General features: G+C 57.4%; 16 protein-coding genes. 7 read left to right on the top strand and 9 right to left on the bottom strand.

Annotated features, from left to right (window positions below):
* Positions 1 to 3: 3 nt before the first annotated feature.
* From mutL to HNR64_RS09055, 4 genes are read right to left on the bottom strand one after another with little or no spacing between them, the layout of a single operon-like run.
* Positions 4 to 1,839: a DNA mismatch repair endonuclease MutL gene (gene mutL, locus HNR64_RS09070; protein ID WP_204996178.1), complete on the bottom strand. Its 1,836-nt coding sequence runs from the start codon at positions 1,837 to 1,839 to the stop codon at positions 4 to 6.
* Positions 1,836 to 3,161 (bottom strand): N-acetylmuramoyl-L-alanine amidase, encoded by a 1,326-nt coding sequence (locus HNR64_RS09065; RefSeq protein ID WP_204996177.1) that lies wholly within the window; start codon positions 3,159 to 3,161, stop codon positions 1,836 to 1,838. Before HNR64_RS09065 ends, mutL begins: the two co-directional genes overlap by 4 nt.
* Positions 3,158 to 3,619, bottom strand: a complete 462-nt coding sequence (gene tsaE, locus HNR64_RS09060) for a tRNA (adenosine(37)-N6)-threonylcarbamoyltransferase complex ATPase subunit type 1 TsaE (protein ID WP_204996176.1) — start codon at positions 3,617 to 3,619, stop codon at positions 3,158 to 3,160. Before tsaE ends, HNR64_RS09065 begins: the two co-directional genes overlap by 4 nt.
* Positions 3,609 to 5,123 carry an NAD(P)H-hydrate dehydratase gene (locus HNR64_RS09055; RefSeq protein WP_204996175.1) on the bottom strand — a complete coding sequence of 505 codons (1,515 nt, stop codon included), beginning with the start codon at positions 5,121 to 5,123 and terminating at the stop codon, positions 3,609 to 3,611. Before HNR64_RS09055 ends, tsaE begins: the two co-directional genes overlap by 11 nt.
* A 64-nt stretch (positions 5,124 to 5,187) precedes the next feature.
* Between HNR64_RS09055 and queG the strand changes: the two genes are divergently transcribed.
* The gene (gene queG / locus HNR64_RS09050) at positions 5,188 to 6,267 is read left to right on the top strand and encodes a tRNA epoxyqueuosine(34) reductase QueG (protein ID WP_204996174.1); all 1,080 of its coding nucleotides are present in this window, start codon (positions 5,188 to 5,190) and stop codon (positions 6,265 to 6,267) included.
* Between the two features lie 2 nt (positions 6,268 to 6,269).
* Here the strand turns inward: queG and HNR64_RS09045 are convergent, their stop codons facing one another.
* Both HNR64_RS09045 and orn read right to left on the bottom strand, forming a co-directional pair.
* Positions 6,270 to 8,114 (bottom strand): autotransporter domain-containing protein, encoded by a 1,845-nt coding sequence (locus HNR64_RS09045; protein ID WP_204996173.1) that lies wholly within the window; start codon positions 8,112 to 8,114, stop codon positions 6,270 to 6,272.
* Positions 8,115 to 8,318: 204 nt separating this feature from the next.
* Complete coding sequence (gene orn, locus HNR64_RS09040) at positions 8,319 to 8,864, bottom strand: oligoribonuclease (RefSeq protein ID WP_204996172.1); 546 nt, start codon at positions 8,862 to 8,864, stop codon at positions 8,319 to 8,321.
* Between the two features lie 101 nt (positions 8,865 to 8,965).
* Here orn and rsgA point away from each other — a divergent pair, with 101 nt between their 5' ends.
* From rsgA to asd, 3 genes are all read left to right on the top strand, one after another.
* Positions 8,966 to 9,976: a small ribosomal subunit biogenesis GTPase RsgA gene (rsgA, locus tag HNR64_RS09035; RefSeq protein WP_204996171.1), complete on the top strand. Its 1,011-nt coding sequence runs from the start codon at positions 8,966 to 8,968 to the stop codon at positions 9,974 to 9,976.
* 91 nt (positions 9,977 to 10,067) lie between these two features.
* On the top strand, positions 10,068 to 10,892 hold the full coding sequence (locus HNR64_RS09030; RefSeq protein WP_204996170.1) for a sulfurtransferase: 825 nt from the start codon (positions 10,068 to 10,070) through the stop codon (positions 10,890 to 10,892).
* Positions 10,893 to 10,930: 38 nt separating this feature from the next.
* Entirely contained in the window at positions 10,931 to 11,782 is an 852-nt protein-coding gene (gene asd / locus HNR64_RS09025; protein ID WP_204996169.1) for an archaetidylserine decarboxylase, read from the top strand.
* A 56-nt stretch (positions 11,783 to 11,838) separates the two neighbouring features.
* Here the strand turns inward: asd and epmA are convergent, their stop codons facing one another.
* Both epmA and efp read right to left on the bottom strand, forming a co-directional pair.
* On the bottom strand, positions 11,839 to 12,798 hold the full coding sequence (gene epmA, locus HNR64_RS09020) for an EF-P lysine aminoacylase EpmA (RefSeq protein ID WP_239547744.1): 960 nt from the start codon (positions 12,796 to 12,798) through the stop codon (positions 11,839 to 11,841).
* On the bottom strand, positions 12,799 to 13,368 hold the full coding sequence (gene efp, locus HNR64_RS09015) for an elongation factor P (RefSeq protein WP_027874134.1): 570 nt from the start codon (positions 13,366 to 13,368) through the stop codon (positions 12,799 to 12,801).
* A gap of 46 nt (positions 13,369 to 13,414) precedes the next feature.
* On the opposite strand from efp, the gene epmB reads away from it, so the two are divergent.
* From epmB to HNR64_RS09000, 3 genes are all read left to right on the top strand, one after another.
* Positions 13,415 to 14,428, top strand: coding sequence for an EF-P beta-lysylation protein EpmB (gene epmB / locus HNR64_RS09010; RefSeq protein ID WP_204996168.1), 1,014 nt, complete (start codon positions 13,415 to 13,417; stop codon positions 14,426 to 14,428).
* A gap of 70 nt (positions 14,429 to 14,498) precedes the next feature.
* Positions 14,499 to 16,298: a hypothetical protein gene (locus HNR64_RS09005; protein WP_204996167.1), complete on the top strand. Its 1,800-nt coding sequence runs from the start codon at positions 14,499 to 14,501 to the stop codon at positions 16,296 to 16,298.
* 34 nt (positions 16,299 to 16,332) lie between these two features.
* Positions 16,333 to 18,339 (top strand): EAL domain-containing protein, encoded by a 2,007-nt coding sequence (locus tag HNR64_RS09000; RefSeq protein WP_204996166.1) that lies wholly within the window; start codon positions 16,333 to 16,335, stop codon positions 18,337 to 18,339.
* Here HNR64_RS09000 and serB read toward each other — a convergent pair.
* Entirely contained in the window at positions 18,315 to 19,556 is a 1,242-nt protein-coding gene (serB, locus tag HNR64_RS08995; protein ID WP_027874138.1) for a phosphoserine phosphatase SerB, read from the bottom strand. The two genes, HNR64_RS09000 and serB, sit on opposite strands and share 25 nt — an antisense overlap.
* Positions 19,557 to 19,582: the final 26 nt, after the last annotated feature.

Genomic DNA, 19,582 nt, shown 5'->3' with positions numbered 1-19,582 from the left:
TGATCAACGGCCACGCAGAAACCACTTATCGAGTTCAGCCAATCCCACTTGCACCCAAGTGGGACGCCCATGGTTACACTGGCCACTGCGCTCGGTGGCTTCCATGTCGCGAAGCAGAGCGTTCATTTCCGGGATAGTCAGGCGGCGATTTGCGCGCACCGAGCCGTGACAGGCCATCGTGGAGAGGATCTCATTGATATGGGCGGCAATGCGGTCAGAGCTGCCATATTCCAACAGGTCCGCAATCACATCTCTCACCAGCTGTTCCACCTGACTGTTTGCCAGCATAACCGGCAACTCCCTGACCACCAGGGACTCTGTCGACGCCCGTTCCACCGACAAACCAAGCTCGGAGAAAACCGCCGCGTGCTGTTCTGCGCAGTCGGCCTCGCGCTCACTGACCGCCAGGCTCTGCGGCACCAACAGTGGCTGACTACGCAGACCCTCGCCCTCTCGGGCTGCTTTCATGCGCTCGTAGGTAATGCGCTCATGCGCTGCATGCATGTCCACCAACACCATGCCCTCGGCGTTTTCGGCCAGGATATACACCCCTTTTAACTGAGCCAAGGCGTAGCCCAGGGGCGGAATTTCCGCATCCGAGCTCCCCCCCATCGGCTCTTGCAAGCGCTGGTAGGCCGGTACCTGATCGGCAACCCTGCCCGGCGCGAAGGCATTTTGGCTTTGATAGCCGCCGCTGTGCATTGGCGGGGTCGGCGCGGTTGACGGCGCACCACCCTCCGCTTCGCGCAAGGGCATCGCCGACTGCTGTTGGGGCATATCCCGCAGGGGTTCGGCTGTATTGCCAGGCAGCGCGGCATTTTGTGCCACGGTATCCGGGCGCACATCGGCAAGGGTTTTATGTAAGGTGCGGAAAATAAAGTCGTGAACACTGCGCCCGTCGCGAAAGCGCACTTCGTGCTTGGTGGGGTGCACGTTGACATCGACCAACGCGGGATCGAGCTCCAGGTAGAGCACAAAAGCAGGGTGACGACCATGAAACAACACGTCGCGGTAGGCCTGGCGCACCGCGTGGGCGACAAGGCGATCGCGAATATAGCGACCATTCACATAGAAATGTTGCAAGTCCGCCTGACTTCGCGAAAATCCCGGCAAGGCGACCCAGCCCCACAGGCGCAAACCGATCGCAGAGCGGTCGATGAACAGCGCATTTTCCATAAATGCCGGGCCACAGACTGCCGCCAAACGGCGCTCTTGTTCCAGCTGACTGGCAGCTGGCTTTAAACTGTGCACGGCCCTGCCGTTATGGCGCAGCGAAAAGCCCACGTCAAAGCGCCCCAGCGCCTGCCGCTTCATCACCTCATCCAGGTGCCCGAACTCCGTCTTTTCGGTGCGCAGGAATTTACGCCGTGCGGGCGTGTTGAAAAATAAGTCGCGCACTTCAACGGTGGTACCGCGCGGGTGGGCCACTGGCTCAAGCACCGCGCTCATATCACGCCCTTCCGATCGCGCCGCCCACGCGCTCTCTGCATCTTCGGTGGCACTGCTAAGGCATAGCCGCGACACCGAGCTGATACTCGCCAAGGCCTCGCCGCGAAACCCCAAACTCGCCACAGATTCCAGGTCGCTTAATTCCGCTATTTTACTGGTGGCATGGCGACTTAGCGCCAACGGCAGATCGTCTTTCGCGATGCCGCTACCGTCATCGCGAACGCGGATAAGCTTAACGCCGCCATCTTCAACCTCAAGATCGATACGGCGCGCACCAGCGTCGAGGCTGTTTTCCACCAATTCTTTTACAACAGAGGCTGGGCGTTCCACCACCTCGCCGGCGGCAATTTGGTTTGCCAGGCGAGGGTCGAGCAATCTGATATGGGTCATTTTGTCGCTGGTATTTGGATTTTTTGACCGACGCGAATACTGCTGCCGGATAAACCGTTGTGACGCTGGAGGTCAGCAACGCTGATGTTGTGACGTGCGCCAATGGCCGACAGTGTGTCGCCGCTGGCAATCACGTATTCTCTCGCCCCTTTAGGCTTGGCGGCATCGCCACGCTTCACCGCAGCAAAGTAAGTATCGGGCGGCGGGCTCTCGCGAAAATAGCGGTCGATACCTTCGAATATCGCTTGCGCCATTTGATTCTGGTAGCGGCTGGTCTTGAGCTTGCGGGCCTCACCGGGGTTGGAAATAAACCCGGTTTCAACGAGCAGAGATGGAATATCGGGGGACTTCAACACCGCGAAACCCGCCTGTTCAACGCGCTTGCTATGCAGCCGGGAAATTTTGCCCATTTCGCCCAATAGTTGCGCGCCAACACTCAGGCTCGCATCAAGGGTCGCGGTCATCGACAAGTCGGTCAGCACACCGGCCAGCACATGATCTTTGTCAGACAAACTGACACCACCCACCAAGTCAGCCTGGTTCTCGCGCTTGGCGAGAATTCGCGCCGACGCACTGGTAGCCCCGCGCTTGGACAGGGCATACACCGAACTGCCATTGGCGCTGGAATGGGTAAACGCATCGGCGTGAATCGATACAAAGAAATCCGCCTGCGCCTTGCGCGCAAGCTGCCGCCGCTTCGCCAAGCCCACATAGTAGTCGCCGTCGCGAATCATCACGACGCGATAACCGCGCTTGCTTTTAAACTTGGCTTCAAGCTTCTTGGCGATGCGGAAAACCACATCTTTTTCCTGCAGCCTACCTGGCCCAATGGCGCCCGGGTCTTCGCCGCCGTGCCCGGCATCAATGGCAATGACTACATCGCGCTGGGAGCTTTGCTCAACACTTTTGACTACCGTGGGCTCAGTGCCGCGTTGCTGGTCGAGAAAATCGACGACCAAGCGGTCACTTTGGCCGGCGCTGGCGGGCAGCAGAAAACTGCGGACCTGCACACTTTTACTCAGATCGAACACCACCCGCAGCTTGCCGTCCGGCTTCTCCGCGTGACGCAAGCGCACGATGGGGCTGTTTTCAAATTCGGGAATGGCGCCGCCCACATTGAACCGCGCTTTAGAGAGGTCAACAACCAGTCTGTCGGGCTTATCGAGGGTAATGACTTCATGACTAACGGGAGCAGACAGGTCGAAGACCACTCGACTATGGTCCGGCGCCCGCCAAAAGCGAACGTCGCGCACCTCTGCTGCACTGCTCAGCGTGGCGACCAGCATAGTCCAGAACAGAACAACAATATGGATGGGTTTCATAGCGCTTTTATCTGCGTAACGATGCGACGGCCACGCTCACTGAGAGCTTGCACAACAAGGCGGCGACCGACTCCCTGTTGTTCGATGTTAACCTGTATATCCGGGCTTGGCAAAACACCGGCGCCGCGCTCCGGCCATTCAATTAACGCGATGCTGTCGTCGGAAAAATAGTCTCGAAGCCCCATATACTCGAGCTCTTCCGGGTCGCCTAAACGGTATAAATCAAAGTGATAAACCGTGACCGCGGCAAGCTCATAGGGCTCAACCAGTGTATATGTTGGGCTCTTCACGGCCCCGGTGTGCCCATAGGCATGTAGGACACCCCGGCAAAAGGTGGTTTTACCCGCACCGAGATCGCCGTCGAGATAAACCACCGTTGCCATTTCCAGGCAGCGACCCAAACGCTCACCCGCGGCAACGGTTTCAGCTTCGTTTGCCAGCTGAATTTCAATGTCCATTCATCACTCCGCGCAATTGCGCCACTAAGTCCATCGCCAGTAAGCCTCGCTCACCGTGTTGTGCCGCTCTATCGGCAGCGCGGCAATGCAACGCCGCCGCAAGCCGGCAAGCAGTAACGGCGTCGAGGTGCTGGGCGAGCAGAGCCGCGATCATACCGCTCAACACATCCCCCATTCCACCGCTGGCCATTCCGGGATTTCCCCCTTCATTCACCCAGCAGGTCACGCCGTCGCTAATAACCGTGCCTGCCCCCTTCAACAACACCACCGCCCGATAGCGCTTGGCCAGGGCCTTGCAACTGCTAAACCGGTCTGCTTGCACCTCAGCAACAGAACATTTCAACAGGCGCGCCGCCTCTCCTGGGTGAGGCGTCATGACGCGAATTCTATCTGGCTGCTGGGCGCATTGCTCGTCGAAGCGGGTAGCATCAGCAGCGAGAATATTGAGTGCATCGGCATCAAGCAATAAGGGGGCCTGCGCTTGCAGACAATCATCGAGCAAGGTCTTGCCCCACACCTGCTGCCCAAGGCCGGGCCCAACAGCGAGCACCGAAGCTCGCCCCAATGCCTCCGCCCATGCTTGTGCATCCGCCCCCGGGTATGCCATGACCTCCGGGCGCTGCGACAACAGCGGCGCCACGTGCTCTGGTCGCGTTACACAAGAGACCAGCCCCGCGCCGCAGCGCGCCGCCGCCGAGGCAGCCAACACCACTGCCCCGGCTGTGCCGTAGTCGCCACCCGCAACCAAGACGTGGCCATACATCCCCTTGTGCGCGGCGACGGGGCGCTGCCCCCACTGGCGCAATTCGGCATCCACATCTGTGCGCCAGGCTGACGGCTCAGTGTGCTCAAATATACGCGCCTCAATGCCGAGTCCATCGAGACGCAACGCGCCGCAATGCTGACTGGCCAGCCCGGTAAACAAGCCCTGCTTCCAGGCGATAAAACTCAGCGTTAGCGACGCCTTGATCGCTAAACCTTCGTGCATCCCGGTATCGCAATTCAGGCCCGAGGGCGCGTCGATTGCCAGCACGGGGCAGCCAGCGGCATTAATCGCCTCGATTGCGTGCCGGTACTGCCCCCGCAGCGGCCCTGAAAATCCAGTACCGAACAAGGCGTCCACAACCACCGCACCGGCTGCCGGCGACTGCCCGTCCCACAGCTGTACATTCACCCCGGCGTCGCAAGCCAACTCCCTCGCAATATTGGCGTCTCCCCAAGAGGTTTCGCTGAAGGCCCAGCAGCGCACCGCCATCCCCGACTGGGCCGCCAACGCGGCCACGATATAGCCATCGCCACCGTTATTACCGCCACCGCAAAAAATATCGATAGGACTATGCTGAGGCCAGCGCTGCTGCAAACAGGCGAATGCTGCCGCCCCGGCTCGATGCATCAATTCAAAGCCCGGCGTACCGGCAGCGATCGCTTTTCGGTCAAACTCCTGCACCTGCTCCGCTGTGTACAGAGCCAAAGACCCAGCCGCCGCACGCATTGATCGATCCATTTCCCGCTCCCAGGCGTGTAGAATATCCTTCCATGATAGCGCGCATCCATTTTGCAGGCAGCCCATGAGCAAAGTACTCAGCCCAGAGGCCCTGGCCGACCTCGCCACACAGCTAAAACAGTGGGGGAAGGAGCTGGGGTTTGCCCACATCGGCATTGGCCCGGCGGAGCCTTCACACCACGCTGAACGGCTGACGCAGTGGCTTGCAAAGGGCTTTCACGGAGAGATGCACTACATGGCAGAGCGGGAGTCCCTGCGCCGCGCCCCTGAATCCCTGCTCCCCGGTACACTGCGCGTCATCAGTGCACGCATGGATTACCGGCCGGAGGCCAGCGATGCACTGCAAATACTCAAGCAAGCTGACAAGGCCTATATTTCTCGCTACGCGCTGGGCCGCGACTATCACAAGCTGATTCGCAAACGACTGGCACAGCTCGCTGACCGCTTAGGAGGCCAGCAACAGCGGGCCTTCGTCGATAGTGCGCCGGTGTTGGAACGCGGCTTCGCTGAGCAGGCCGGCCTGGGGTGGATCGGCAAGAACACAATGCTTATTAATTCGCGGGCAGGTTCGTGGTTCTTTCTGGGAGAAATCTACACAGATCTCGCCCTTCCCATCGATCCGCCGCAGGAAAGCGGCCACTGCGGCAGCTGCCAAGCTTGCTTGGACGACTGCCCAACACAGGCCATCGTCGCCCCTTATCAAGTCGATGCCAGACGCTGTATTTCCTACTTAACTATCGAGCTAAAGGGCGCCATTCCAGAGGACTTGCGACCCGCGATGGGCAACCGCGTCTTCGGCTGCGACGACTGCCAATTGGTATGCCCGTGGAATAAATTTTCCCAGCCAACCAGCGAGCCGGACTTCGCCCCTCGCCATCAATTAGATGACCGCGAGCTGCTCGACCTGTTTCTTTGGACCGAAGAGGAATTTCTGAGCCGCACAGCGGGCTCGCCGATACGGCGCATCGGCTACCAACGCTGGCTGCGCAACCTCGCTGTCGGTCTTGGCAATGCACCGTTCAACCCTGACATTGTTGCCGGCCTAAAAAAACAGCGGCCACAGGCAGAACCCATGGCCGCTGAACATATCGACTGGGCCCTGGCGCGGCAACAACACACCGACACCCTGGCCCACTCACACTGAGTTTATAGCGGGCGCGAGAAACTGAAGATCAGTGCTTCCCGACCTTCTGCCTCGTCACTGTACTCAACACTGGCCGCAATACGGGAGCTACCCAGTGCCGCGCTGATGCCGACACTGGCCTCGACGTAATCTTCGCCATCCTCACGATACGACGGCATTTGATAATCACCGAAACCGAGATTGCGATTGCGCCCGGTTACCGTCTCGTCATGATCTTCCATTTCCGTCGCTGCAAACACTTCAGCAAAGCCGCGCACACCGTCGCCCAGTGCCACCCCTGCCAACAGCCCAGCTCGGAATACCTGGCTGTCGCGGCGCTGCTCACCCCACTCGGTATTGGCCACCGCCGCACCCGATTCACGATAGCTATCAACTTCAGCTTTCATCCAACGCCAGCCAACAGCTGGCCGCAGTGAGATACTACTGTCGCCAAGAACTTCGTAGCTAAGCAGGCCATCGAGATGCCAGCCGAAACCATTCGTGCCACCTTTGGCCGTTAAGGTCTGCGGCCCCAGCTTGACGTCCCGGTCGAGGCTGTCGTAATCCACCACGCTCAAGCCCGCGGCACCTTGCAACAACCAACCGCCATCGCGATAGCTCAACAGGCCGCTAAGCCCAACACTCGTCGCCGAAAAATCCGTGCGCGCGGATTCTGACTCGTGATCGCCAAAACTGAGCACCACCGCAGAGTCGAGCTGCTCACTCAAGGGGCTGCTAAAACCGATATTCAAGCTGCGGCTATCATTTTCAGCAACGCGCTCTGCGTCCAGGCCAACACCGCTGATCGTCCACCGTGATTCGCCCGGAGAGGCCTGTTGCTGGCGTCGCAATTCTGTTGTTGCACCGCGCTGACTGCGCACAATGTCCAAACCGAGTTCCGGAATAAGGCCAACATCTTGCGGGCCATTCACTACGCTAATGAGGTAGTCACCCGTAATTGCCCCCATCTGCGCCGTGGGGTGCACACCGTCATTGAAGATCAGCACATCCGGGTTGGGGGTGCTGCCATCAATGCCGAATATCGGGTGCTCAACACAATCATTGCCCGAATCGTCAAAGCACATATAGCGCTGATCGAAGCCAGCAAGCGGCCCAAACGCGGGGTTGGTGCCGCTGACGAAGCCAAAGGCCTCGGCATTATCGGAAACGTAGCTGATCAATCCCGCCAGATCGACGGGAACGAGGTTCGCGCTGCCAAAAGCAGAAAATGCCTCCAGCGCACTGTTATAGCCGGCAGCACCTGCCGAGGCGGCCGCCGCACTGCCCGGCGCACCGAGATCCTGCGCCTGCAATGCCGCCGTCTGACCGAGGTCTGGCAAGTTAGCAAACAGGATATAGTTCGCCCCGGCGTCACTCAGCGCTTGTGCAGCCGCAAGCAGCGTGCGCGCTGAATTAATAATAGACGCCTGATCAGTGGCCGTGCCGTTTAAAAAGTCGTTACCACCGCCATCAATTAGCACCAATGCATCGGGGTCGATACGCGGGGTCTCATTGAGAAAAGCCTGACGTGCAACCGGACCGCCGGCCGGTAGCGCCAGACCCGTGCCGTTAATTGAGTTGAGTATATCTGCGGTTTCATAGCCGCCGACCGCCCAGTTTGTGCCATCCGCAGCGGCCGGCGCACTGAGCAGCGTTAAGGCTTCGCCCAGATATTGCGGCGCAATACGCGCATAGTCTCCGACGGTGAAGTCGCCATTGCCATCGCCTACGCGGTTGGTAAACCGCAACCGGAGGTTGCCGCTATCTAACAGGCTGTCGCCGAAGATGTATAAATTGCTGTAGCTGACGTCAGCATGCACCGGCAACGCCAGCGCAGCCGCTATGCTTAAAGGAAGGAGTTTTTTCATTGTGGTCCCCACGTATTATTGTTTTCACCAACACTGTTGCGCCCGACAATTCGCTGCACTAATAGCAACATAGCAGAGCTTTTCAACGATGCTTGGTTCTGTTGCCAGTCAACGCGACTGACATACATTATTTAATACGTGGTTTTACTTAAACGGGTTCGAAAAGCTTCGAAATAGTATTGAGAAGCTGGGATTTTCCAGCAATTACTGAAGACGAAGAAAATGCTCCCGGTAGTATTTCAGCTCGGCAATTGAGTCGCGAATATCATCCAGCGCCAAGTGGCTGGCTTTTTTGCTGAGGCCACTCATCAGCTCGGGGCGCCAGCGCCGCGCCAACTCTTTGAGCGTACTGACATCGAGATTGCGGTAGTGGAAATACGCCTCCAGCTTGGGCATTTCACGCGCCAGAAAGCGCCGGTCCTGGCAGATGCTGTTGCCACACATCGGCGAGGCGCCCTTATCGACATGCTTATCGAGGAACTCCAGCGTCAGCCGCTCGGCCTCCGCCACCGTCATGCAGGTTTCCTTCACGCGCTTGATAAGCCCTGACTGCCCGTGCTGAGTCGTGTTCCACTCATCCATACCCGCCAGCACTTCATCGCTTTGATGGATCGCCAATACCGGCCCTTCGGCCAGCGTATTCAGCTCCGGGTCGGTCACGATTGTGGCAATTTCAATAATGTGATCGTTCTGAGTATCCAGACCGGTCATTTCCAGATCAATCCAGATTAAATTCATCGCCTTGGACATTGCCTCACCTCCACAGAACAGAAATCTCCCTTACCGGGCAGTATCTGCTGGATTGTAACAGCTCATACGTTAATATGAGCGCTGTTCACGCAGGGTCGGGCATGAGTAAACGCCGAATAAGCCGCCAGCAGAGATGGCGCATAGAAAAAATTCAATCTGAACGCAGCGAACGCGCACGCCGCAGGGCCGCCGATACTGAGGCAGCGTTGAGCGAGGGCGAGCTGGGTGACGAACAAACCGGCATTGTTGTCAGTCACTTCGGCCAACAGCTGGATGTTGAAGGACAAACCGGCGAACAGCAGCGCTGTCACGTCCGCAGCAACATCGACGGTTTGGTCACTGGTGACCAGGTCATCTGGCGGCCGGGCAAGCCCACTGGCGTGGTGGTTGCTCGCGAACCTCGCCGGTCACTACTGTCCCGCCCCGATAACTTCAATCGTTTAAAGCCTGTCGCCGCCAATATTGACCGTATTGTTATCGTAATTGCGCCCGAGCCGCTGGCCCACGCCAATCTGATCGATCGCTACCTTGTCGCGGCGGAACACAGTGATATTACGCCGGTACTGCTGCTTAATAAGTCAGATCTCATCGACCCGGAGGGCAACGCCAGTTTGCTCAACATGGTGCAGCGCTATCGCGACATCGGCTACGACGTGCTCACCGCATCCTGCGCCAGTGAAGGCGGCCTCAGCGACTTAAAAGCCCTGCTGGACGGCCATATCAGTGCCTTTGTCGGCCAATCTGGTGTCGGCAAATCCTCGCTCGTCAACGCCTTATTACCCGGCACTGACAGCCGAGTCGGCGCACTCTCAGAGGCCACAGCCAAGGGTCGCCACACCACCACCACCGCGCGGCTTTACCACTTCCCCGGCGGCGGCAGCTTGATCGACTCACCGGGAATTCGTGAGTTTGCGCTGTGGAACCTTGAGCCAGAGCAGGTTCTGCAAGGGTTTAAAGAATTCCGGCCGTTTATCGGCCTGTGCCGTTTTCGAGATTGCCAGCACCAACAGGAACCGGGCTGCGCGCTTCGCGAGGCTGTCGAGGGCGGTGACATCACTGCGCAGCGCTTCGCCAGCTACCAACAAATTATTGCCAGCATAAGCGGCGATTAATGGCAGCGGTGAGCTCAGGAACTGCTGCGACAGAGGCATCGCAGCACCGCCGCGCTAGCTGTTACAATCCGCCGAAACAGGAGGGAACGCTATGAGTGACTTACCACTACTTATTGAGACCGAAGCGCTTGTATCCGCGCTTGACCAGCCAGATTTGCTGATTGTCGATACCAGTAGCCGCGACAACTACCTCCGCCACCATATCCCCGGCGCCGTGCATATTGCCCCCTCGGAACTGCAGCGCGGCGAAAAACCAGCAGTTGGCAAAATTCCTCGCGAAGCGGACCTACAGGCGCTGTTCTCGCGCATCGGGCTGCGCCCCGAACACCACGTTGTTGCCTACGACGACGAAGGCGGCGGCTGGGCTGGACGCCTGATCTGGACCCTGGATGCCATTGGGCATCACAACTACTCCTACCTCAATGGCGGTTTGCACGCCTGGCTAGCCGGTGGCCACCCAACCGAAAACGGCGAACACGACGTGCCCCGCAGCGACATCAGCATCCATATTGACAGCACGCCAATCGCTGAGATCGAAGGCTTTATCAACCTTCTTGGCAATAGCCAGCTCGCCATATGGGATGCTCGCAGCGCCGAGGAGTATCGCGGTGAAAAAGTACTGGCTGCGCGGGGCGGCCACATTCCCGGTGCCGTCAACCTAGACTGGCTGGCACTCATGGACAAAGACAATGACTTCCGCCTGAAAGACCTTGGCGAACTGGAAGCCCAGTTGCAGTCACTGGGCATTACCCGTGACCGCACCGTTATCACCCACTGCCAAACCCATCACCGCTCGGGCCTGAGCTATCTATTGATGAAGATACTTGGCTACCCCCATATCAAGGCCTATGACGGCTCGTGGGGAGAGTGGGGTAATCGCGACGACACGCCTATCAACACCGGCGACGCTCCCTAGAACATTCTTTTATACACTGCCAATGTAGAGGCGACATCGTGAACACTGTTTTTATTATTCTGCAACACCTGCTTCCCCAGCATTTATTGTCGCGCCTTGTCGGGCGGCTGGCGGAGTGTCGCAGCCCTTGGCTAAAAAACATCTTGATCAGCCAATTCATCCGGCAGTACAAGGTCAACATGGAGGAAGCCGCAGCGGACAGCCCGCAGGACTACGCCAACTTCAATGACTTTTTTACCCGCGCGCTGCGCGATGGCGCGCGCCCAATCGACGACAAAGCGGAAACCCTGTGCTGCCCAGCGGACGGTGCCATCAGCCAGTTAGGTCGCATTCACGACGGCCGTATTTTTCAGGCCAAGGGCCAGGACTACAGCCTGAATACCCTGCTCGGTGGCGACGAGGCGCTCAGCGAAACCTTTCGCGATGGTAGCTTTGCAACTATTTATCTGTCTCCCCGCGACTACCACCGTGTTCACATGCCGATCACCGGCACCCTGCGCAGCATGACTTACATCCCCGGCAAGCTGTTTTCAGTAAACACCACTACCGCTGAAAACGTGCGCAGCCTTTTCGCTCGTAACGAGCGGGCGGTGTGTATTTTTGATACCGAGGCCGGCCCGATGGCAATGATTTTGGTGGGCGCCATGATTGTCGCGGGCATTGAGACGGTATGGGCGGGCCAGGTTGCACCACCTCCACGGGAAATTACCACCCGCCAGTACCAGGAAACTGAAGCCGCACCCGTACTGCAAAAAGGCGAAGAAATGGGGCGCTTTAAACTGGGGTCAACGGTGATTTTGCTATTCGGCAAAGACCAAGTGGATTGGCTGGAGCAGTATGAAGCCCTAACCCCAACGCGACTTGGCGAGGCCCTGGCGCGTCGACGCTAGAAAACCCGCCCCCAACCAACGAGTCGGCTTTCGAGCCCGTGTAAAGCCCCGCTGGATCACACCCGGTCCAGCGGAAAAGCCACAACCTCGTCGATGCGCGAGCTGCTTGTCGCCAGCATTAATAAGCGGTCCAGCCCCACGGCAACACCACAACAGTCGGGCAAACCGGCCTGCATCGCTGACAGCAGGTTGCGGTCAATCGGCGGCAATGTTTGACCGCTTGCCTTACGCTGCTGGTGATCGCGACGTATGCGCCGCAGCAACTCACCGGCGTCGCGCAACTCGTCGTAACCATTCGCCAACTCTAAACCGCCACAGAACGCCTCAAAGCGCCGCGCGACCGATTGCCCCTGAGCATCAATGGCGATATTGGCCAGTGCGGCTTGCGACTCGGGAAAATCCACCACGAAGGTAATAGCCTCGCCGTCAAAGCTCGGCTCGACAACCGCCGACATGATCAACTGCAGCCAGGTATCACGCTCATCGCTCTCGAAGTTGATATCCATATGCTGTGAGGCACAGTCTCGCAACGCATCGAGGCTGGCGGTATGGGGGTCCAGGCCTACCGCGGTTAAGAACGCCGACCGGTAAGTCATGTGCTCCACGGCTTTATCGCCAACGGCCAAGCGAATAACCGCAGCGACCTCATCCATCAGTGATTCGAGCGCTACGCCCGGCTCGTACCACTCGAGCATCGTGAACTCAGGGTTGTGACGAGCGCCATGCTCGCTGCCACGAAACGCCTTACAGATTTGAAAAATCGCGCCGCTGCCAGCAGCAAGCAGGCGCTTCATGGCATATTCGGGGGAGGTCTGTAAGTAGAAAGGATGGTCGCCCGACAGCGGATTTGCTGTGGCAATGGCGTCAATATGGGGGTCGGTTACCGGCGAAGAGGCCAACAGTGGCGTTTCAACTTCCATCACCCCGCGCTCGGCAAAGCGGGTGCGTAGCGCGGCGTATAGCGCGGCCCTGCTGCGCAGGGCCACCATCGACGCACTGGGGCGCCAGTCTCTCAATTAGCTTTTCACCCGGCTAACGTATTCACCGCTGCGGGTGTCAACGCGAATCACTTCACCCTGGCTGATGAACAGCGGAACCTTTACCACGGCTCCTGTGCTCAGGTGGGCCGGCTTGGTACCACCCTGCGCGGTATCACCTTTCAGGCCGGGATCGGTTTCGACAATTTCCAATTCCACGAAGTTTGGCGGAGTCACCGACAGGGGCGCGCCGTTGTACAGGGTCACGGTGCAAACGTCCTGCTCTTTCAACCATTGAGCGGCATCGCCAACAGCCTTCTCATCGGCTTGTACCTGCTCGAAATTGGTGGGGTCCATAAAGTGGAAAAACTCACCATCGCTGTAGAGGTATTCCATTTCATGATCCATCACGTCGGCGCCCTCAAGGGACTCACCCGATTTAAACGTACGCTCCCACACCCGTCCGGTGTTAAGGTTGCGCAGCTTCACGCGATTGAACGCCTGCCCCTTTCCGGGTTTTACAAATTCATTGTCTAGAATTGAACAGGGCTCACCGTCGAGCATCACTTTCAATCCAGAACGAAATTCATTGGTAGAATAGCTGGCCATGATTATCCTCAGCGACTGGGCTTTAGCGTATTTTTAAAAGGGCGACATGATACCTCTTAACGCGCCACATTGGCAGACTACAGATTGGCAACAGCAATACCGCGACATGATCCGCAGCCCGGAACAGCTCTGGCAGCGGTTAGCACTCGACCCCGGTGACCGCCCGGATATTCAGACTGCGCTTGCCGACTTTCCATTGCGCGTCACCGAGGCCTTTGTCGCAAAAATGCAGCCAGGCGACTGGAACGACCCTCTGCTGCTGCAAATATTGCCACAAGCACAAGAGCTGAACGATCAGCCCGGCTACAGCAATGACCCCTTGCAGGAAGCGGCCAGCAATCCAGTACCCGGGCTTATCCACAAATACCGCGGCCGCGTCCTGATGGTGACCACCCCCGCCTGCGCCGTTCACTGTCGCTACTGCTTTCGCCGCGCCTTTCCCTACAACGACAATCGCGCAAGTCAGGACGACTGGCGCGCGGCGCTGGACTATATCAGCGCTCACCCTGAGATAAATGAAGTTATTCTAAGCGGCGGCGACCCCCTGTCGGCGCCGGATGACTACCTTCACCAGCTTGTTGACCGCCTGGCGGCCCTGCCACAAATCAATACCCTGCGGCTGCACACACGCCTGCCACTGGTTTTACCAGCGAGAATAACCCACGGGCTGATTGATGCCCTGACGCGGCCGCAATTACACACCGTCATCGTTGTGCACGCCAATCATCCCAATGAGGTCGACAGCGACACTGTCACCGCACTGCTAGAATTAAAGCGGGCCGGATTCACGCTTCTCAACCAGAGCGTGCTGCTTAAAGGAGTGAACGACTGCGCAAAAACACTGACTAGCCTGAGCAAACAATTGTTCGACTGCGGGGTTCTCCCCTACTATCTGCATGTGTTGGACAAGGTTAACGGCGCAGGACACTTTCACGTTGACGATGCCAAAGCGCAACAAATTATGCAGCAGTTATTGGCCTCGCTGCCCGGCTACTTAGTGCCGCGACTGGTTCGCGAGGAGCCCGGCCAGCGCAGCAAGACGCCACTTGCGCTACGCTAATTAAACGCGTAAAAACATATACTTATTTACCATCGCAGAAGTGATGTATCGCGATTGATAACGGAATGCCATGAACAGCACACCAAGCCTGCTGGTACCGCTGCCGGAAATTAACCGGCACCAACACAGCCTCTTCAGCCTGGCGGCATCGGCAGCCGGAAAGTGGCTGGAGACTCTGCCGCGCGCCAACCTTGGCGAAACCACTCGCCGTTTGTATCAAGCGCTGAGTGAGCTCAGCCATGTTCGCTGCAAGGGTCGTGACCGCTTTGAAGTGCTCGAAAAAATTCGCCCCCATGTGCATTACATTACCCGCGGCCTCTCGCAACACTATTTAAACAAGCCCATTGTTCTGCCCGAGAAGTCTGAAAAAATCGTTCAGTTGGCAGACACCCTAAACACCTTGCTGGCACTCGGCTACTGCCAAGCCTTTGTAAATTTGGAACTTGAATCCAGACTGCTCAAACCTAAAGAGACGCTGGCAACCTGCCTGCATCGCGCGTTAACCGAGTACAGCTGTGTGTTGGTTCGCAGCTACCAGCTATACCGCACACCACCACGGCGGTTTTGGCAAAACCTCCACCACATCTACCACAGCGCACAACTGCAAAAGCTCACCAAGCAGCGCATTGATGATCGCAGCCAAGGCGGCGGCACCGTCGAGCAGGCCTATTTACGACCACTCATTTTGGCCTGCAGCCGCTGCTCGCAGCTTTCCCAGCGCTATATCGAACAAGTGTTTTTCGGTTTGCGATACTGGAGCAGCGAGATTGAACTGCGCAGTAAACGCCTTGAAAGCTGCGTTTTCTTACTCGACCCCGAGCAAGACGCTCCCCCGGTCTATCGCGAGCTGGCCGACAAAGCGCCCAGCCCAGGTTGGCTGGGCATCGACACCTCCGCCCTGCAAGGCGGCAGCGCCAAGTTGCTCAGCAAAATCCCTGGCAGCAAACTCAGCGTTGAATTTAAGCTACCTGAGCACGTGCTCAGCCAGTTGAGCATGGCCTGGAGCGCCGCGACCCTGCGAGCCGCAGAGCGTATTCCCTGCGATGAGACGGCGCTCATTACCGTGGGAATGAACCCAACCCACTACTTCGCGGCAAATCAGTCAGATTTTGAGCTGTTCGAACTTGAGGGCAGTGACGCCAGTTCGAGAGCAGACCCGTATAACAACAAACCCCAAAACTCCGACCCGTGGGCAGGCAGCGGCGGCCGCGACACGCGCGACTACGATATCAATGACCACTGGCAGGAGGGGCGCAGCGAGCGGGCCGCGGTCGAAGACATTTCCTATACCTTGCCCCAGACCCAAAATGGCCCCGGCAAGAGCGAGAGCCACTATCACTACCAGCGCGCTCGCCTAATGGACAGCAGCACCTCCGGATACCGTATTGAGTGGCCGGACACTATTGAGACCCGGATTCGTACTGGAGAAGTTATCGGTGTAAAAACTGACGACTATGAAAACTGGCGAATAGCCGTTGTTCGCTGGCTCAGAAGCGACGAAAGCCATCAAATGGGCGTTGAAGTGATTGCGAGCGCGGCAACGGCCTACAGTGCCAGAGCGATGCATTCTGGCCTGGCTTCAGGAGACTTCCAGCGAGCCCTGCTCATTCCCGGTCGGGACAGCGGCCCCCTGGTGATGTTAACCAACATCACTGGCTTCGCAACGGGGCAGACGGTAGAGCTGATTCGCCCCGGTCACGTTATGCGTATAAAACTCGATGAGATCGTCGACAGCTCAACGGCATACAAGCTGTTCGCGTACACAGACACCAACCGGCAACAAACCAGCAGTGTCGATCGTATTGTGGCAAAACGCGGTGACGACGATGACAATGAAGGCGACTTCAACAAGCTCTGGGATATTTTGTAAGCGCCGTACCCGGCGACGTCAATGTTGAGGAATTATGGCCCGCACCTCCGCGATAAAATTGCTGCTTATCGGCTTCAATGACGACAATGCTGAAGACATCATCAGCACATTTCGCCGCGCCGGCAAGGTCGCCCATAGCAAGCTGATTAACGACGGCAAAGAGCTGCAGGAGCAACTCAGTGATAGCCACTGGGACTTAGCATTCTTCGATGCCGTGCACTCCAAATTATCGATTGCGCAGTGCGGCCAGATACTCAGACACGCCAACGTCGATCTGCCATTTATCTACCTCAGTGACGACGAAAACATCCCACTGCCCGACACTTCAGTCAGTTTGGTGTTGAGCAACCAAAACCGCGCACGCCTGCTGTTTTTTGCGCAGCGAGAACTTGAAGCACTGGCAAGCCGCAGAGAGCTCGATGCCACCAAAGCGGCGTTGCTTGAAGAGCAGCAACGCAATGCACTGCTACTGGATTCGCACCAAGATGCGGTTTGCTATATCACTGACGGCATGATTATTTATGCCAATGCGCTGTTCTGTCAGCAAGTCGGCCACGACGACCTGGACGGCTTTCCTATCGTCGATTTGATTTGCAACAAAGATCAAGATCGCTTTAAAAACGCCCTAAAAAAGCAGCCGGGCAACAGTGACGGCCACACGCTGGAAATTAGTTTCTTAAGTAGCGACGAGCAAGAGCTAAAAAGCTCGGTCACCTGCAATAACGCCAGCTACGACGGTGAGGCCTGTGTACAGCTAACCCTGCACGAAGCTGGCAGCGGCGCCGCCACCGGCCACCTCGACGCGACAACCGGGCTGGCAAATCGCAAGCACTTTGCACAACTGCTGCAAGACTTCGTCGACGCGCAGCGAAACAGCAATAGCTCACTCATCGTGCTGCAACTCGATAACTTCGACAAGTTCCGGCGCGACTTAAATCTGCACAATACCGAAACACTAATTCAGGCCTTGAGCGAGCGTCTTCAAGCATTAATCCCGGCGCAGTACTACGGTCGCATCGCCGACGATCTGTTCGCAGTGATAGCCCACCATGTTCCCAGTCAACGAGCCTTAGAAACCAGCCAAGAAGCACTAAAGGCCATCGAGTCTGAGATTATTGAGGTAAAAAAACAGTCGCTGCAATGTCACTTTAGCGCAGCGATTATGCCCATTAATCACCTCACCACGCCCCACGCTGCGACGTTGCTTGACCAGTGTTTTGAGACGGTGCAAAGCATCGCAGCCGACGGTGGTAACGCTGCCGAAATTTATCACCGCGACCGCCAGCAGCTGCAGCGCAGTGATGAGATAAGCACACTTATTGAAGAGGCTTTCGCCGACCAGCGCCTGCAAATTCTGTTTCAACCCATTATTAATCTCAGCGATGCCGAGGGGGATTACTACGAAGCTTCGCTGGATATTAGAGATTGGCAAGAAGGCGAAGTGACCGCAGGGGAAATGCTGCGCGTTGTAGAGAAGGAGCCGAACAACAATAAGCTCGATCGATGGATTGTGGTTGAAACAACCAAGGTCTTGGCGAAAAAGCGCGCCGCTGGCGAGGATACAAAATTAACCATCAACCTCAGCGGCAATGTCTTTCACGATAGCGAGTTTTGCTCATGGCTGAGCGTCGCCATGAAAGCCGCCGGCCTTCCCGGTAGTGCGCTGATACTGCAGTTTAGCGAAGAGAGCATTGCCAGCTCGCTGAAGCCTGCTCTGGATTGCTGTCGCCAGTTGGAGTCGCTGGGAATTGGGCTAGCCGTACGCAACTTCGGCCGCAGCCAAGACGGCAATAAATTCCTGGAACACATTAAGCCCGCGCTGATTAAACCCGGCGTGCGTAAAACCGACAGCCTGAGCGCCGATGAAATCAGAGAGATCATTCAGGGTGGTCGCCAACTGAATAGCCGCGTACTGATTCCCAACGTCAGCAGCGCCGCCAGCCTGGCCGTGCTGTGGCAACTCGGCCCTGACTTTATTCAGGGCAGTTATGTGCAAGACCCATCCACGGAGATGTCTTACGAATTTGCTGCCTTCGGTTGAGCGGAAGGGCTGCTTAGGCGGTCACTGATTCCCAGCAGGTACAATATGCTGTCTAAGCCGAGGGTAGAAATCGACTGTTTAGCGTTCTCGCGCACAATCGGCTTGGCGCGGAATGCGATCCCCAGGCCCGCAATGCTCAGCATAGGCAGGTCATTGGCACCGTCCCCCACCGCGATCACCTGCTCCATGTCGATACCTTCTCGCTGGGCAATTTCGCGCAGCAGTTCGGCCTTGCGTTGGCCATCAACCACTACCCCGCTGACCTCGCCGGTAACACGCCCCTCTTCAATTGCCAGCTCGTTGGCATAGACATAGTCAATGCCAAGACGCTTTTGTAGGTAGTGACCGAAGTAGGTAAAACCACCGGACAAAATGGCGGTTTTATAGCCCAGTTTCTTCAAGGTGGATACCAGACGTTCGGCACCCTCGGTGATTGGTAAACTCTCAGCAATACCCTCCAACACCGATTCATCCAAGCCTTTCAAAAGCGCGACCCGGGCAGCAAAGCTTTCTTTAAAGTCGATCTCTCCGCGCATCGCGCGCTCGGTGATCTCCGCCACTTTTTCACCAACGCCGGCTGCGCTGGCCAGCTCATCAATCACCTCAGCTTCGATCAGCGTCGAATCCATATCAAAGGCGACCAGGCGACGCGTGCGGCGGAACATGCTGTCTTCCTGGTAGGCGATATCAATATCCATCTCGCTGGCGAGCGTAAGTAGCTCGCCGCGAAAATCGGATGCATCAGCCAAATTGCCTCGCACAGAGAGCTCCACCGACGCCTTCGACTGCTCGTCCACACCCTCCAGCGGCACCCGTCCAGACAAGCGGTCAATGCGGTCGATATTCAAACCATAGCGTGAAACGATCTCAGTGACGTGGGCGATATGCTGGGCGCTGATTTTACGCGCCAGCAAGGTCACAATGTGGCGCTGCTTGCCCTGTCCGGCTACCCACTGCTGATAACTGTCGGCACTCACCGGCAAGAATCGCACTTGCAGCCCCATTTCATGGCAGCGGAATAATACATCCTTGAGAATACTCGCCGCTTCCGTTCCCGAGGGCAGGGACACCAGCAGGCCCAGTGACAGCGTGTCGTGGATCACTGCCTGACCAATATCCAACACCGCCACATCGTGGTCAGCCAGAATACCGGTAATGGAACTGGTTACGCCGGGACGGTCGTCACCAGCAATATTGATCATGATAATTTCGTTCACACTGCCCCCTTGGTTTGGCGCTATTG

Origin of the sequence: Spongiibacter marinus (assembly GCF_016906995.1) — a bacterium.
Classification (GTDB): domain Bacteria; phylum Pseudomonadota; class Gammaproteobacteria; order Pseudomonadales; family Spongiibacteraceae; genus Spongiibacter; species Spongiibacter marinus.
Note: the sequence above shows the minus strand (reverse complement) of the source record. Positions and strands in the feature narration are given on the sequence as shown.

What these genes read in the sequence shown, in the direction of transcription:
- HNR64_RS09005 (WP_204996167.1), top strand. Translation starts at nt 14,499, where the DNA reads ATGAACAGCACACCAAGCCTGCTGGTACCGCTGCCGGAAATTAACCGG.
- rsgA (WP_204996171.1), top strand. Translation starts at nt 8,966, where the DNA reads ATGAGTAAACGCCGAATAAGCCGCCAGCAGAGATGGCGCATAGAAAAA.
- HNR64_RS09000 (WP_204996166.1), top strand. Translation starts at nt 16,333, where the DNA reads ATGGCCCGCACCTCCGCGATAAAATTGCTGCTTATCGGCTTCAATGAC.
- HNR64_RS09055 (WP_204996175.1), bottom strand. Translation starts at nt 5,123, where the DNA reads ATGGATCGATCAATGCGTGCGGCGGCTGGGTCTTTGGCTCTGTACACA.
- efp (WP_027874134.1), bottom strand. Translation starts at nt 13,368, where the DNA reads ATGGCCAGCTATTCTACCAATGAATTTCGTTCTGGATTGAAAGTGATG.
- epmB (WP_204996168.1), top strand. Translation starts at nt 13,415, where the DNA reads ATGATACCTCTTAACGCGCCACATTGGCAGACTACAGATTGGCAACAG.
- mutL (WP_204996178.1), bottom strand. Translation starts at nt 1,839, where the DNA reads ATGACCCATATCAGATTGCTCGACCCTCGCCTGGCAAACCAAATTGCC.
- HNR64_RS09065 (WP_204996177.1), bottom strand. Translation starts at nt 3,161, where the DNA reads ATGAAACCCATCCATATTGTTGTTCTGTTCTGGACTATGCTGGTCGCC.
- orn (WP_204996172.1), bottom strand. Translation starts at nt 8,864, where the DNA reads ATGTCCAAGGCGATGAATTTAATCTGGATTGATCTGGAAATGACCGGT.
- HNR64_RS09045 (WP_204996173.1), bottom strand. Translation starts at nt 8,114, where the DNA reads ATGAAAAAACTCCTTCCTTTAAGCATAGCGGCTGCGCTGGCGTTGCCG.
- queG (WP_204996174.1), top strand. Translation starts at nt 5,188, where the DNA reads ATGAGCAAAGTACTCAGCCCAGAGGCCCTGGCCGACCTCGCCACACAG.
- HNR64_RS09030 (WP_204996170.1), top strand. Translation starts at nt 10,068, where the DNA reads ATGAGTGACTTACCACTACTTATTGAGACCGAAGCGCTTGTATCCGCG.
- tsaE (WP_204996176.1), bottom strand. Translation starts at nt 3,619, where the DNA reads ATGGACATTGAAATTCAGCTGGCAAACGAAGCTGAAACCGTTGCCGCG.